Origin of the sequence: Bacillus sp. FSL L8-0528 (genome assembly GCF_038593085.1) — a bacterium.
Taxonomy (GTDB): domain Bacteria; phylum Bacillota; class Bacilli; order Bacillales; family Bacillaceae; genus Bacillus; species Bacillus paralicheniformis.
This window is the reverse complement of the sequence record NZ_CP151961.1, coordinates 3,917,866-3,931,658: the sequence shown is the minus strand read 5'-3', so window position 1 is coordinate 3,931,658 and position 13,793 is coordinate 3,917,866. Positions and strand designations below refer to the sequence as shown.

Annotated in this window: 13 protein-coding genes; 8 read left to right on the top strand and 5 right to left on the bottom strand. The window is 46.8% G+C overall.

All coding sequences use genetic code 11. The features are described 5' to 3' along the window. Positions 1 to 23: 23 nt before the first annotated feature. Genes MHI30_RS20090 through MHI30_RS20075 form a run of 4 tightly spaced genes read left to right on the top strand, consistent with a single transcriptional unit; the run spans position 24 to position 5,441 of the window. The gene (locus MHI30_RS20090) at positions 24 to 1,955 is read left to right on the top strand and encodes an ABC transporter ATP-binding protein (RefSeq protein ID WP_237562632.1); all 1,932 of its coding nucleotides are present in this window, start codon (positions 24 to 26) and stop codon (positions 1,953 to 1,955) included. Then, a complete protein-coding gene (locus MHI30_RS20085; RefSeq protein WP_075751604.1) occupies positions 1,949 to 3,757 on the top strand; it encodes an ABC transporter ATP-binding protein in 1,809 nt (602 codons plus the stop codon). The genes MHI30_RS20090 and MHI30_RS20085 overlap by 7 nt, the downstream gene beginning before the upstream one ends. Positions 3,758 to 3,768: 11 nt before the next feature. Further along, positions 3,769 to 4,224 carry a GNAT family N-acetyltransferase gene (locus MHI30_RS20080; RefSeq protein WP_075751603.1) on the top strand — a complete coding sequence of 152 codons (456 nt, stop codon included), beginning with the start codon at positions 3,769 to 3,771 and terminating at the stop codon, positions 4,222 to 4,224. Between the two features lie 17 nt (positions 4,225 to 4,241). Next, complete coding sequence (locus MHI30_RS20075; RefSeq protein WP_075751602.1) at positions 4,242 to 5,441, top strand: clostripain-related cysteine peptidase; 1,200 nt, start codon at positions 4,242 to 4,244, stop codon at positions 5,439 to 5,441. Positions 5,442 to 5,491: 50 nt separating this feature from the next. Here MHI30_RS20075 and ywcE read toward each other — a convergent pair whose 3' ends face one another. Then, positions 5,492 to 5,752, bottom strand: a complete 261-nt coding sequence (gene ywcE, locus MHI30_RS20070) for a spore morphogenesis/germination protein YwcE (RefSeq protein ID WP_020453353.1) — start codon at positions 5,750 to 5,752, stop codon at positions 5,492 to 5,494. Between the two features lie 321 nt (positions 5,753 to 6,073). Next, a complete protein-coding gene (locus MHI30_RS20065) occupies positions 6,074 to 7,429 on the bottom strand; it encodes a YjiH family protein (protein WP_145699635.1) in 1,356 nt (451 codons plus the stop codon). A 279-nt stretch (positions 7,430 to 7,708) separates the two neighbouring features. Here MHI30_RS20065 and MHI30_RS20060 point away from each other — a divergent pair, with 279 nt between their 5' ends. Further along, positions 7,709 to 8,893: an FtsW/RodA/SpoVE family cell cycle protein gene (locus MHI30_RS20060; RefSeq protein WP_075751601.1), complete on the top strand. Its 1,185-nt coding sequence runs from the start codon at positions 7,709 to 7,711 to the stop codon at positions 8,891 to 8,893. Between the two features lie 111 nt (positions 8,894 to 9,004). Beyond that, positions 9,005 to 10,174, top strand: coding sequence for an FtsW/RodA/SpoVE family cell cycle protein (locus MHI30_RS20055; RefSeq protein ID WP_075751600.1), 1,170 nt, complete (start codon positions 9,005 to 9,007; stop codon positions 10,172 to 10,174). Between the two features lie 26 nt (positions 10,175 to 10,200). Here the strand turns inward: MHI30_RS20055 and MHI30_RS20050 are convergent, their stop codons facing one another. Further along, positions 10,201 to 11,376: an amidohydrolase gene (locus MHI30_RS20050; protein ID WP_075751834.1), complete on the bottom strand. Its 1,176-nt coding sequence runs from the start codon at positions 11,374 to 11,376 to the stop codon at positions 10,201 to 10,203. A 144-nt stretch (positions 11,377 to 11,520) separates the two neighbouring features. Here MHI30_RS20050 and nfsA point away from each other — a divergent pair, with 144 nt between their 5' ends. Beyond that, positions 11,521 to 12,270 (top strand): oxygen-insensitive NADPH nitroreductase, encoded by a 750-nt coding sequence (nfsA, locus tag MHI30_RS20045; protein WP_075751599.1) that lies wholly within the window; start codon positions 11,521 to 11,523, stop codon positions 12,268 to 12,270. Between the two features lie 28 nt (positions 12,271 to 12,298). On the opposite strand, the gene MHI30_RS20040 is transcribed toward nfsA, so the two are convergent. Then, positions 12,299 to 12,436, bottom strand: coding sequence for a hypothetical protein (locus tag MHI30_RS20040; RefSeq protein ID WP_167564565.1), 138 nt, complete (start codon positions 12,434 to 12,436; stop codon positions 12,299 to 12,301). 87 nt (positions 12,437 to 12,523) lie between these two features. Here MHI30_RS20040 and MHI30_RS20035 point away from each other — a divergent pair, with 87 nt between their 5' ends. Beyond that, a complete protein-coding gene (locus tag MHI30_RS20035; protein ID WP_075751833.1) occupies positions 12,524 to 13,531 on the top strand; it encodes an LLM class flavin-dependent oxidoreductase in 1,008 nt (335 codons plus the stop codon). Here MHI30_RS20035 and MHI30_RS20030 read toward each other — a convergent pair. Then, entirely contained in the window at positions 13,528 to 13,776 is a 249-nt protein-coding gene (locus tag MHI30_RS20030) for a hypothetical protein (RefSeq protein WP_075751598.1), read from the bottom strand. The genes MHI30_RS20035 and MHI30_RS20030 overlap by 4 nt on opposite strands. Positions 13,777 to 13,793: the final 17 nt, after the last annotated feature.

The following is a 13,793-nucleotide window of genomic DNA, read 5'->3' as shown; positions in this document are numbered from 1 at the left end:
TGAAGGTGAAGCATGTGTGGAAGATGAAGCATATCCAAGAGCCGCTGGAAACAGCGGGCCTGCTTGGAAAAATGGTCTGGAAATCCGGCCCGTGGCTGATGATTTGCATGGTTTTCTTTATGCTGATCGAAGCCGGAGCCCCTTTAATCCAATTGTACGCTTCAAAGCAAATGATCGACGGCATTATCGAGCAGGAAGCCGTCATCCATGCTGAAATATGGGCTGTCATTTATGCGGGAAGCTTAGTCATGATCAGTGTCGTTAAATCATTGGAAAAATGGGTAAAGGCCATGCTTTCTGAGAGATCGATGATCACAGTCAACAGTTTGTTAATCGACGCTTTTGACCGCATTCCGGGGATGCGTTTTTTTGAGGATCCAAAATACAGGGACCGGCTGGAAACGCTGCGGGATCGTTCGACATGGCTTCCTTCCCAATTCATTAATATCAGTTCCAATTTGGTGACTGCCATTATGTCTTTGGCGGGTGTCGTTTTGATCATCGCCTATCTGTCGCCCGTCCTTGCTTTCATCCTTATTTTGTCTACCGCTCCATTCGCTTTTGTCCATAATCATTATAATGAATTGGAGTGGGAATATCACAAGGATTACGCCCCTGTCAGAAGGAGAGCCGCATATGCGCGTCACATTCTGCTCGGGAGACGATCCGCTAAAGAAGTACGCCTGTTTGGCCTGGGGTCTTTCTTTCTTAATTTATATCAATCTGCTTTTAAAGGCTTATATTCTGTGCTGCGGAACATTCAGATCAGAAGTGCACGCTGGTCGGTTTTAACGGGTTTCTTATCTGGGGCGGGAACGGGTTTGGGGTACTTTTGGATTCTGTCCCAATCCCATTCAAGCAGTTTTTCTGTGGGGGATATATCGCTGTACTTGGGAGCTGTGTTTCAATTATCAACGGCTCTCCGGGATATCGCCAAAGAAGGTGCAGACACGTTGGATATATGGAGAATGGGAAGAGACTTTTTTCTTTTTATGAACGCTGAAAAGGATATCAGGCTTCCTTCCAATGGCGAATCTCTCGAAGAAGAAGGACCGCTGGCAGTCGAATTCAAAAATGTAACCTTCCGCTATCCTTTCAGAGAAGCGGCTGCGTGCCCCCAGGTAAATGAAGCTGATGCGGATGCAGATGAGGAAGATTTGGATATGTTCGCTGAGCTTGAGGATGAAGAGCTGGGGGAACACGACGAGCAGCCTGAATCAGATGACATGCGCACAGGCGATGTTCTGAATCGAATCAGTTTTTCAGTATCACCGGGCGAAAGAATTGCCATTGTAGGGGCGAATGGATCGGGGAAAACAACGCTCATCAAACTGCTCTGCCGTTTTTATGAATATGATGAGGGTGAGATTAAAGTGAACGGCAAAGACATCCGCCAGGTCGATCTTCAAGAGCTGAGAAACAGGATGGCGGTCGTGTTTCAGGAGTTTGGCAAGTACGAATTGTCATTCCGGCACAATATCGCGATAGGCCGCACAGAAGCTTTAGGTGATGAGGAAAAAATTCGCACCTCAGCCCGGGCTGCCAAGCTGGAACCGATCATCGAGGATTTGCCTGAAGGGCTGGAAACGATGATCGGCCCTGAATGGGGCGGTACCGATTTTTCTGGAGGCCAATGGCAGCGGATTGCTTTAGCCAGATCGTTTATGAAAGATGCCGGGCTTGTCATATTGGACGAGCCTGCCGCAGCCTTGGATATTCGGGCTGAGTATGATATTTTCCGGCAGTTTCACAGCTTCACAGAGGGGAAAACGGTGATCATGATTTCCCACCGGTTCAGTACGGTAAAAATGGCTGACCGCATACTGGTTTTGAAAAACGGAAGAATCGCGGAAGAGGGAAGCCATCAGGAACTCATGGACAAAAACGGGGAATACAGCAGAATGTTCCGCATGCAGGCCAAATCGTTTCAGGGGAGGGACGAGGTATATTGCTGAAGTTTTATTCTTTTTTCAAAAAGCTGCCTCAAACCGCTTCTATCATATTTTACGGATTAATGTTGTTTTGGCGCTGCGACCCTTTTAAGTCGGCGGTTCTGTTTTTGATCACTTTGCTGGGTGCTATGCTCGGGCCGCTCCTCGTCTGGCTGAGCGCAGAGGTAATCGATGAGATTGCACGGGCGCCGTTTGAGCTGTCTTCTTGGAATACACTGGTCTGGGCGGCCTTTGCATACATTGCTTTTACACTGCTCGTAGATGCCCTTCAGCCTGTGGCCGAAATGCAGAAAAGGCTCCTTACCGCCAAGCTCGAAGCTTATCTTGATGAAATGCTCATGAAAAAGGCAATTTCCATTCCTGATATCGCGGCTTTTGAAGACGCATCTTTTCATACCAATACACAAATCATCCGCTATAATGAATATTTTGTCACGATGTGGGTATCCATCGTGTCTCAAACCTTTGGCGGAATGGTGATGATTGCAGCCAGCAGTTTGTTGATTGGCATGTCTGCACCTTGGGTGCCGCTGTTATTTCTCATATTGGCTGTTCCAAAGCTGTACTGGGAGGCGAAATTAAACAACGCGACCTTTGAAGGACGGAAAGAGGTTCAGGAACTGAGGCGGCGCGCGGAATATTATGCAGGTGTCCCTCTCATGTCTGAAACAGCCGGAGAGGTTAAGATATACAATCTTGTTCCTTTTTTTAAATCTTTTTATAAAAACACCTCGATGGAGCTCCTCCATACGCTGTCCAACGATCAAAAAAAACTGGCGCTGTATCAGCTGTTCTGGTCAGTATTACAATCTTTGGCCGCAGGTGCCGTCCTGATTTACATCGTGCACCAGGCTTTTTATGGTCGGTTGTCCATCGGGGATGTGATGCTGTTTATCGGAGCCGCGGTTCAGTTCAATGAAGGAATCAATGAAATGTTCGCTGCGTTTGCGATCGGTGCAAGAGAAACGAGGCATCTGGGAAATGTTCATTCTTTTTTAAACAGCAAAAATGCCATGGGAAATGGGGATACCGCTCCAGCTGCTCAAAAGCAAAAAGGATTTACATGTGATCGAGTGGAATTTTCTTATGATGGAACCAAAACGGTTCTTGATCTTCATAAGCTCGATATTCCATTGAATAAGACGACCGTTCTCGTAGGAGAAAACGGATCAGGCAAAAGCACACTCGTTAAATTGCTCCTGCGTTATTTTGATCCCAATCAAGGCACAATCTCGTATAACGGTTTACCGCTTGATACGTATGATATTGAGCATTACCGGTCAAATGCCGCGGCTGTGTTTCAAGATTTTTTGCGGTACGAAATGACATTGAAATACAATATCGGTCTGGGCGACATTTCTTCTTGCACCGACTTGGCTAAAGTAAAAAGTGCCTCGGCCTTCGGCGGAGTGGATCAGTTTTTGCATAAGCTTGAAGACGGTTATGAAACAGAGCTTGGCAGACTGTTCGGCGGCAGGAATTTGTCGGGGGGAGAATGGCAGCGGGTCGCCATATCCCGCGCGTTTATGCGGGACGAGTCTGCCGACATCTTGATATTTGATGAACCTTCCTCCGCGCTGGATGTATTTATTGAAGAAGAGATATTTGATAAGCTGCAAAAGCTGACGCGAGGCAAAACAGTCATTATCGTCTCGCACCGGTTAAGCACGGCCCGTTTTGCCGACCACATCGTATTTTTAGAAAAAGGAAGGGTGGCGGAAGCCGGAACCCATCAAGAATTGATGAAAAATCAGGAACAGTATGCAGAGCTGTATCGCATGCAGGCTGAAAAATACGCGCAGTAAAGGAGAAAACAATGAGCAATATAGAAGAACTTCGTCTGTTTCGAAAAGAAGATATTGAATGGCTGCAGACTTGGTTTGATGATGCAGAAGTGAAAAGGCGGCTGGAAGGGATGATGCCGCTTGACGAGTGGTTCAATTTTGCAGACGGGAATGAAAACTACCGGGTCTGGGCGGCTTTAAAGGAAGGCAAGCCCGTCGGTGCTGTCATGGTTGAAGTTGAGGAAGATTCGACCGGGAACATCGCCCTTTTAGTCGATCCGTTGTTGCGCGGAGGGGGATACGGAAAAGCGCTCATCAAAAGAACGATGGCATTACCGGAAATGAACCGGATCAACAAATGGTTTGCCGGAATTGAAGAGGACAACAAGAGGTGCTTAGCGTGCTTCCGATCCGTCGGATATTCATTGGAACACGATCAGCCGGATGAGGACGGCTACTACTCTCTGATTTATTTCCCGGAATCTTAAATAAGGAGCGTAAGACGATGAACCTGATCAAATGGATTGTTTTTTCCGTTGTTTCAGTCGCCTTTTTTCAGCCGGCATCAGCTGCTCTATTAAAAGAAAAGGATGACTATACCATTCTTGTATATATGGTTGGATCTGACATGGAAAGCGATTTTCATATGGCAAGCGATGATATTCAGGAAATGATGGATGCCGGTTCATCTTCAAACGTCAATGTCGTTCTTCAGACAGGGGGAGCTAAGAAATGGGCGAACCCGTCAATCAGTCACAAGGTAAATCAGAGGTGGAAAGTCGAACATCAGAAGCTGGCGCCCCTCGAAAATATCGGGAAGACAAATATGGACAGTCCCGGCTCCCTCACAGACTTTATCACATGGGGAGTCAAAACATACCCGGCTAAAAAATATGTATTGATCTTCTGGGGGCATGGGCTTGGCTCCGTTGACGGCTACGGAGGAGACGAAAACTTCGGCAATAAGAAAATGAAAATAAGCGAACTCCAGTCGGGAATCAAAAAGGCCTATGAACATACGAAGCAAAAGTTTGATTTAATCGGTTTTGACAACTGCAAAATGGCCGGAATTGAAACGGCATATGCCTTAAAGGATTATGGAAAATACATGCTGGCTTCAGTCGACTATACGAATCAAAACGGCTGGGATTACAAAAGGGCGCTGCAGTCTGTTCAAGACGACCCTTCAATCGATCCGAAAGAGCTTGGCAGGGAAATCGCGGCGGGCTACATACAGCAGTCAAAAGAAAACGGTGAAACAGAAGACCTGCAGCAGTCTTTCATTCAATTGAACCGCGTCAAAGACGCTGTCGATGCCCTCGACAGATTGAGCTTAAGCATGAACCGGGCATTGAAAGAGCCGGATGGAAAGCGCCTGCTCCACTACGCACGTCTCGCTGCCGAAGATTATGCAGATGAATCGGATATGGTTGATTTGGCGGATCTGTCAAGCTTGATCGGTCAGCAGATCGGAGCCGAAAAAGAAGCGAAAGAGGTCGTAAAATCCGTCAAAAAGGCTGTCATCATGAACATCAAGTCTCCGGAGCACCCGAGAGGAAGCGGTATGTCCGTTTATTATCCGGCCAAAGACAACCAAAAGCGGTTTGCGGAAAAATCAAACATATACAACCTGCTTGATTTCAGCGGCCGGTATCAAACATTCATCAAAGATTACTCACATTCAGCTTTTAACTTTGATCTATAATGGTGTTTCTTACAGCAAAAAAAGCGCCGGCGAAAATACCGGCACTTTTTTTATCGGCTCATGTGCTTTCGAATCAATGGAAGTCCGTAAATGATGAAAGCGGCGACATGGGCGATGACAACGTTGAGAATAAAGAGTACGATCATGAGAGAGTGTCCTGTAGGAGAAAGGCTGCTGGTCATATAGAAAAAGAAGAATACCCACATTAAAATGATTGGCGGAATAGAAGAAATCGCGACCTTTTTGTTGTCCAGCCATAAAAATAAAGGAGTGGCGCTTGCAATCAGCAAGTAAGCGAAAAACATATCCATGCATTTTCAGCCCCTTTCAATAATGATAGCGCTGCCAAAAAAGCGGAATAAAACGACAATTGTGTCTAATTGGAGAATAATTTGTGAACATTCTGTTACATTTATTATACCACGTTCTTCGAAAAATGATACATACTGGAAAGCATTTTCCGCTCCAACTATCGTCTCAATTTTCGCGGTGATTCAGTAGGACATAAAGGGTGAAGGAAAGAAGAAGTAGACAGGCTGAACCGCACGATAAGGCCGCAGCCCCCTTGGATCAACGACTTTTTCTAAACAAAAAAGGCCCTCGGCATTTGGCGCCGGGAGCCTTTTATTTGTCTAAAAAATAAAGTGGGCACACAGTACAATGACAGGCAGCGTAATCAGCGTCCGAACGAGAAAAATCAAGACGAGGTCAAGAAATGTCACCGGGATTTTGGAACCGAGCAAGAGACCGCCGACTTCCGACATGTAGATTAATTGTGTAACCGATACACAGGCGATGATGAACCTGGTCATTTCACTTTCAATCCCGCTTCCGAGCACAGACGGCAGGAACATGTCGGCGAACCCGACGACAAGCGTTTGTGAGGCCTCAGCGGCTTCAGGAACCTGCAGCAGTTCGAGAAGGGGGATGAACGGCAGGCCGAGCCATTTGAAAATCGGCGTATATTCAGCGACAATCAGTGCGGCTGTGCCGAGCGCCATGACGACGGGAGCGACGCCCATCCACATATCGAGCACGTTTTTGGCTCCGTCCTGCAAGAAATCTTTGACACTTGTATTTTGTTTTGCTTTTGCGACAGCCCGGCTGAGTCCCCATTGGAACGGAGTGTATCCTTCGGGAATCTCCTCTTGATCCTGATCCGCTTGGTCTGTAATATAAGTATCAGCCTTTCTTGATAAAGGCGGAATCCGCGGGCTGATTACCGCAGCTGCGGCACCCGCCAGCAAAATCGTCAAATAAAACGGAACGAACATATGGGCAAGGTTAACCTGTGAAATAATCACGAGGCAAAACGTGATGGAGACGACTGAGAAAGTCGTGCCGATGACGGCGGCCTCACGCTTCGTGTAGAACCCTTCTTCATACTGTTTGCTTGTCAGAAGCACGCCGATCGTGCCGTCGCCGAGCCATGAAGCCATACAATCGATCGATGACCGTCCCGGCAGCTTAAAGACAGGCCTCATCAGCTTTTTCATCAAAGCGCCGCACAGCTCAAGCAAGCCGAAGTTCAACAGAAACGGCAGAAACAGGCCTGCAAATAAAAAGACGGAGAAAAGAACGGGAAGCAGGCTGAATAATAATGTTCCGCCCGTACTCTTGGCATACACCGCTTCAGGGCCGATCTTAAAGTATGCCATCACTGCGAAAATCATGCCGAACAGGCGGACGATATACCAAAATAAAGATACATTCAGCAAGTTATAGAAAAACTCGCTTTTTTTAATGAAAGCCGGATGAAAGGTTTTGGTGATAAAGGTTAAGATAAATGTTGCGGTTACGATGACCGTCATGATCAACGGCAGCTGCTGCTGAAGCAAATCCTGCAAGGCATTTGAAAAGACAGCAATTGGAATCGTTAAATTTCCTTCAATTTTAACGGGAATCATAAACAGAATAATTCCGATCAGCGAAGGGACCAAAAATTTTATGAGATCAAGCCGTTTACGCTTTTGAAGTGCTTTATCCAAAATGAAAAACTCCTTATGAATTGGTGATTCTGTGCCGCTTCTGCCGAAGGCAAAAGTTTAATTTTATGCAACATTACTCATTTTAATACAAATCAATCAAAAATCAATGAATTTATCACATTCGACAATAGTTGGAAAAATCCTTTAAAATAGAATCGGAATTTGTTCGCAATAAAACCGAAACATTTTGTTCTTTTGTACGTCATATCATTTGTGAGGAAGCGGATGCCGTCTTCCTGCATGATTTCATCGTGTCATATTATAAGGGCGGGATTACGAATGAGTCAGAAAAAGAATATTACAAATCCCTTTTATCAGGGGGATTTGATTTTTGTCTATATTGTCTTTTTTATCATAAGCGTTGTGGCTGTGTACGCCGCTCAGCAGTTTAATCAATATAATGAACCCTTTGCGATGAAACAGTCCCTTTACTATTTGCTGGGAGCTTTTATCATCATCGTGTTTCTTTATTTTGATTTGGAGCAGCTTGAAAAGCTCAGCTTTTATTTTTATCTGCTCGGGATTTTGATGCTGATCGTGTTAAAGTTCAGTCCGGCATATATCGGATCATACAGGTTTGCGCCGGTCATCAACGGTGCCAAAAGCTGGTTTATGCTTCCGGGGTTTACGCTGCAGCCGTCGGAATTCATGAAAATCGGGCTGATCATGTATTTGGCTTCCTTCATGTCGAAAAACGGGCCTGTCGGAAAGCGTACGTTGAAAGAAGACTGCATCTTTCTGCTGAAAATCGCCGGTATTATCATTGTTCCGTTCGGCTTGATTTTAGAACAGGATACGGGTACAGCCGGGATCGTCGCGTTTGTCATTCTTGTGATGGTATTTCTGTCGGGCGTGAACTGGAAATTGATTTCTCTCATCTTTGGAACGGGTCTTACAGCCATTGTTTTGATTTTGTTTGTCATTATCAAATTTCCCGATGTCGCTGGAGCACTCGGGGTTGAACAATACCAAATCAACCGCGTCATGACCTGGGTCAATCCGAGCGAACAGAATGCCGACGATAAAATGCAGGTCGAAAGGGCGCAGCTGGCGATCGGTTCGGGAAAAGTATTCGGAAATGGTGTAAGCGATCTTCAAGTCTATGTACCAGAGGCGCAAACAGACTTTATTTTTGCCGTCATCGGCGAGAGCTTCGGGTTTGTCGGATGCACGTTTGTTGTCATTATGTTTTTCTTCTTAATTTACCGGCTTGTCGTGCTCATCGACCGAATACATCCGTTCAGCAGGTTTGCCTCATTTTTCTGTGCGGGCTTTACCGCTTTAATTGTCATTCATACCTTTCAAAATATCGGAATGAATATCGGCATTATGCCCGTGACCGGCGTCCCGCTGCTTTTGGTCAGCTATGGAGGCAGCTCAGTCGTAGCAACTTTGATCGGCTTCGCGGTTGTCTACAATTCAAGCTGCCAGTTAACAAAGTACCAAAGCTATATGTTCAAATAACAGCCTGATGAATACAGGCTGTTATTTTATTCACCCTTTTTCACAATGTGAACGATTGTTCATGCTATAATGAAAGTTAGTGCTTTTGATGAAGAAATAAGGCGGGGTATAATGAGCCAGAAGAAAAATACGACAAGTCCCTATTATCAGGGAGATTTGATTTTTATATTAGCGATGTTCTTTTTGATCAGTGTGATCGCTGTTTACGCTGCAGAGCCGTCTTTTTCACTGAAGGGTTATCCGGCAAAGCAATTGTTCTTTTATCTGCTTGGCATGTCGGTGATCGTCGGCTTTCTCTATTTTGATCTGGAGCAGCTTGAAAAATTCAGCATATACATATATCTATTCGGCATCTTGTCATTGATCGTCTTAAAGTTCAGTCCAACGTCGATCGCACCGATTATCAAAGGAGCGAAAAGCTGGTTTCAATTTGGTTCGGTCACGCTGCAGCCGTCGGAATTTATGAAAATCGGCCTGATTATGATGCTGGCTTCGGTGATCTCAAAAGCAAGTCCGAAAGGCTCGCGCTCGATGCAGGAGGATGTTCACCTTTTGCTGAAAATCGCAGGGGTATCTGCAGTTCCGGTCGGTTTGATTTTAATGCAGGACGCCGGTACGGCCGGTATTTGCATGTTCTTTGTCGCCGTTATGGTGTTTTTATCAGGTGTGAACTGGAAGCTGATTTCGATTGTGGCGGGGTCAGGAATCGCCCTCGTACTGCTCGTTCTGTTTTTGGTGATCAATTTTCCGGAATTTTCGAAGGATACGCTGCACATCCAGCAATACCAGATCAACCGGGTGATGACATGGGTCGATTCGAGCCAGCAGGACGCGAACGATACGTATCAGACCGAAAAGGCCGTTACGGCGATCGGCTCTGGAGAAATCTTCGGAACGGGCATGAACAATTTGAAAGTATACGTTCCTGAAGGCCAAACCGATTTCATCTTTGCCGTCATCGGGGAAAGTTTCGGCTTTATTGGCTGTACTTTTGTCGTCATCCTGTTTTTCCTTTTCATTTACCGGCTTGTCGTGCTGATCGATAAGATACACCCGTATAACAAGTTTGCGTCATTTTTCTGTGTTGGGTATACGGCATTGATTGTCATCCATACATTCCAAAATATCGGAATGAACGTCGGACTGATGCCGGTTACGGGCGTTCCCCTTCTGTTCATCAGCTACGGAGGGAGCTCTGTGTTGTCTGCTTTGATCGGCTATGCGATCGTTTATAACGCCAGCTGCCAGCTGACAAAATATAAAGGCTATATGTTTAAGTGAAAAAAGACAGCCGAATCAGGCTGTCTTTAGTCTTGGTTTAAAAATGCGAGAGCCGCCGACACAAGAATTTTCGCCGCGTTCAGCATGCCTTTTTCATCGATGTCAAACATCGGGTGATGGTGCGGGTAAACGGCTCCAGTCTGCGGATTGCCCGCGCCGGTAAAAAAGAATGATCCAGGGACATGTTCAAGATAATAAGAGAAATCTTCGCCGATCATATTCGGTTCGAGTTCGATGACGGCTTCAGGGCCGACGAGCCGTTTTGCACATTGACGGACGATGTCCGTTTCATTTTCATGGTTGACGACAGGCGGGTAGCCTTTCTCATAATCGAGTGAAAACGAAGCGCCGTTGCTGTCGCATACGCCCTTGATGACGCGCTCCATCTCGGCGATGATCGTCTCTTGGACATGCTTTGAAAAGGTGCGGACCGTTCCTTCGATGACCGCTTCTTCGGCGATGACGTTAAACGCCTGGCCTGAATGAAATGTTCCGATCGACAAGACGGCTGCTTCTGTCGGATCGATTCGGCGGCTGACGATTTGCTGGAGATGGTTGACGACCGAGGCTCCTGTGATTAAAGCGTCTGTCGTTAAGTGAGGCGCGCCTCCGTGTCCGCCCCGCCCGGATATCGTGACTGTAAATTTATCAGCGGCTGCCATCATCGGGCCTGATGTAACACCGACTTGACCGACGGGCATCGGAGCCCAGATGTGGGTGCCGAAAATGGCATCCACGCCTTCGAGACAGCCGGCTTCAATCATCGGCTTGGCGCCGCCTGGTGTGACCTCTTCACCGAATTGATGGATCAGCACGACATTTCCTTTCAAGTCTTTTTGATGCTTTGCCAGGGCTTTTGCGGCTGTGAGGAGAGCCGACGTGTGGGCATCGTGTCCGCAAGCGTGCATGACGCCGGGGACAGTCGACCGGTACGGAACATTTTTTTGATCCTGTAAAGGCAGAGCGTCGAAATCGGCTCTCAAGGCGACCGTCTTGCCGGGGCGGCCGCCTTTAATGTGACCGACGACCCCTTGGCCGCCGACATTTGTTTTCACGTCAATCCCGAGGTTTTCCAAGTAATTTGCAATGGTGCGCGGTGTATTGACCTCGCGATGGGAAAGCTCCGGATATTGGTGAAAATGTCTCCTGAGTTCGATCATTTCCGGATATAATGCATCTAATTCTTCAATTACGGACTTCACCGTCATCTCCCTTTCCGCTTCAAAAATAGTAAGTCGATTCTTTCATTTTACCATATGAAATTGAATCCTTTTGCAGTCCGCCAAACCGTTTTGCTTTAGAGAAAAGCAGATATTGGATATGATAAAGGCTGAGGAGGTAAAAGGATGAATAAAACGATTGAAACTATTTTAAATCACCGTTCGATCAGGTCTTTTACAGATCAGCTCCTGACCGAAGAAGAGGTTCGCCTGCTTGTGGAGAGCGCTCAAAGCGCATCGACGTCAAGCTATATTCAAGCTTATTCGATCATCGGTGTCACCGACCCGGACAAGAAGCGCAAGCTTGCGGAATTGGCCGGGAATCAGCCATATGTTGAAAAAAACGGCCATCTGTTTGTATTTTGCGCAGACCTTTACCGGCATGACAAAATGGCCCGGGAAAAGGATGTGGATATCACAGCTTCTCTTGAAGGGACGGAGACCTTTATGGTCAGCGTCATCGATGCAGCGCTTGCCGCTCAAAATATGTCAATAGCGGCCGAATCAATGGATCTCGGCATCTGCTATATCGGCGGGATTCGCAATAACTTGGACGAAGTCTCCAAGCTTCTGGAAACACCTGAATACGTTCTGCCGCTGTTCGGGCTTGTCGTCGGCCATCCGGCCAACCCGTCGGCCAAAAAGCCGCGTCTGCCGCTTGATCATATTTATCATGAAAATGCCTATCAAGCGGACGATGCTGAGTTTAAAAAACATTTGTCCGCATATGACGAAACGATTTCAAACTATTATCAAAAGCGGACAGACGGCAAACGGTCTGACAAATGGACAGATCAGATCACCGGCAGCCTCAAAAACCCGCCGCGTGCGTATATGAATGAATTCGTTAAAGGAAAAGGTTTCAACAAAAGGTAAGGAACTTCCCCTCCGGCTCGGAGGGGACTTATCTTGTCAGCATGTATTGAAGGAAAAGATAAAGCATCAGCCAAAAGGGAAGACTGAAAAGGATTCCGAATAAACAGCCTTTTGCAAAGTGTTCTTCTACGGCTGGCGGGTGCGTTTTTTGCTTCGTCTCATTCATCAGTATTAGGAGCTCCTTTAGGTTTTTCCATGATACTATTATTTCTTTTTGCGCAGGAAAAGTAAACGGAGATTTGGGGTGAAAAAGATGTTGTCATTAAGCATACTTGATCAGACTCCCGTTTCTGAAGGAAGCACACCTGAACAGGCTTTGCAGCATACGGTGGAGCTCGCGCAAGCGGCGGAGCGGCTCGGATACAAGAGATTTTGGGTTTCCGAGCACCATTTTTCTAGAAACTTGGCAGGATCAAGTCCGGAAGTTCTGATCGGTTATCTTGCGGCTAAAACGGAGAAGATCCGTATAGGATCCGGCGGCGTCATGCTTCCTCATTACAGCGCCTACAAGGTGGCAGAAAACTTCCGTGTCTTGGAAGGACTTGCGCCCGGCAGGATTGATCTCGGTGTCGGACGTGCTCCGGGAGGGATGCCGATCGCTTCCATGGCTCTTCAAAATGGAGGAAGACGGATGGCTGACCAATATCCCGAACAAATTCAGGATCTCGTCACATATTTATACGATCAAGCCGATGAACACCACCGCTTTCCCAACTTGACCGCATCGCCGAACGTGGCCGCAGCGCCCGCTGTCTGGCTGCTCGGCTCCTCAGGGGAAAGCGCGAGGCTTGCCGCACAAACAGGAGCATCCTATACATTTGCCCAATTTATTAACGGTGAAGGCGGAGAAGAGGCGGCAAGACTTTACAAAGAGAGGTTCGAACCTTCTGTATTGGGGGAACGGCCAAACGTGATCGTTGCCGTATTTGTGATTTGCGCTGAGACAGAAGAGAAAGCGGAGAACCTTGCCAAAAGCTTGGATTTCTCATTATTGGCCAATGAACAGGGGATGGTGATTGAAGGCTTTCCATCATTGGAAACGGCGCTGTCATATCAATTTTCTCCTTATGAAAGAAAGAGAGTCGAAGACAATCGAAAACGGATGGTCATCGGGACGCCGCGGCAGGTGAAGGAACAGCTGCTTGAACTGGCCGGCGCTTACGGAACGGATGAAATCATGGCGGTGACCATCACCCACGATTTTCAAGACAGGCTGGAATCATACCGGCTGCTGGCCGAAGCGTTTCATCAGTCAATTTAACGTTTTTGCTGAAAAAAATCGAGAAAATGGCGGATCGGAAAAAGAATAAACAGAATGCATATGTATAAAGCGGTAAACAGCCAGCTGAGCGGAACGAGGATGACGGTATCGACGGTTTGCTCCGCGGCTTTTTGAAAAGGCTGGGGCTCGCGCTTCTGCAGGTTGACGGCGAAGTACAAAATCGTGAAAAATATAAAGCAGACAATAATGAAGGATAAGCCGAATAATACGAAAAAAGAAAGCATATATACGATGTCCTCCG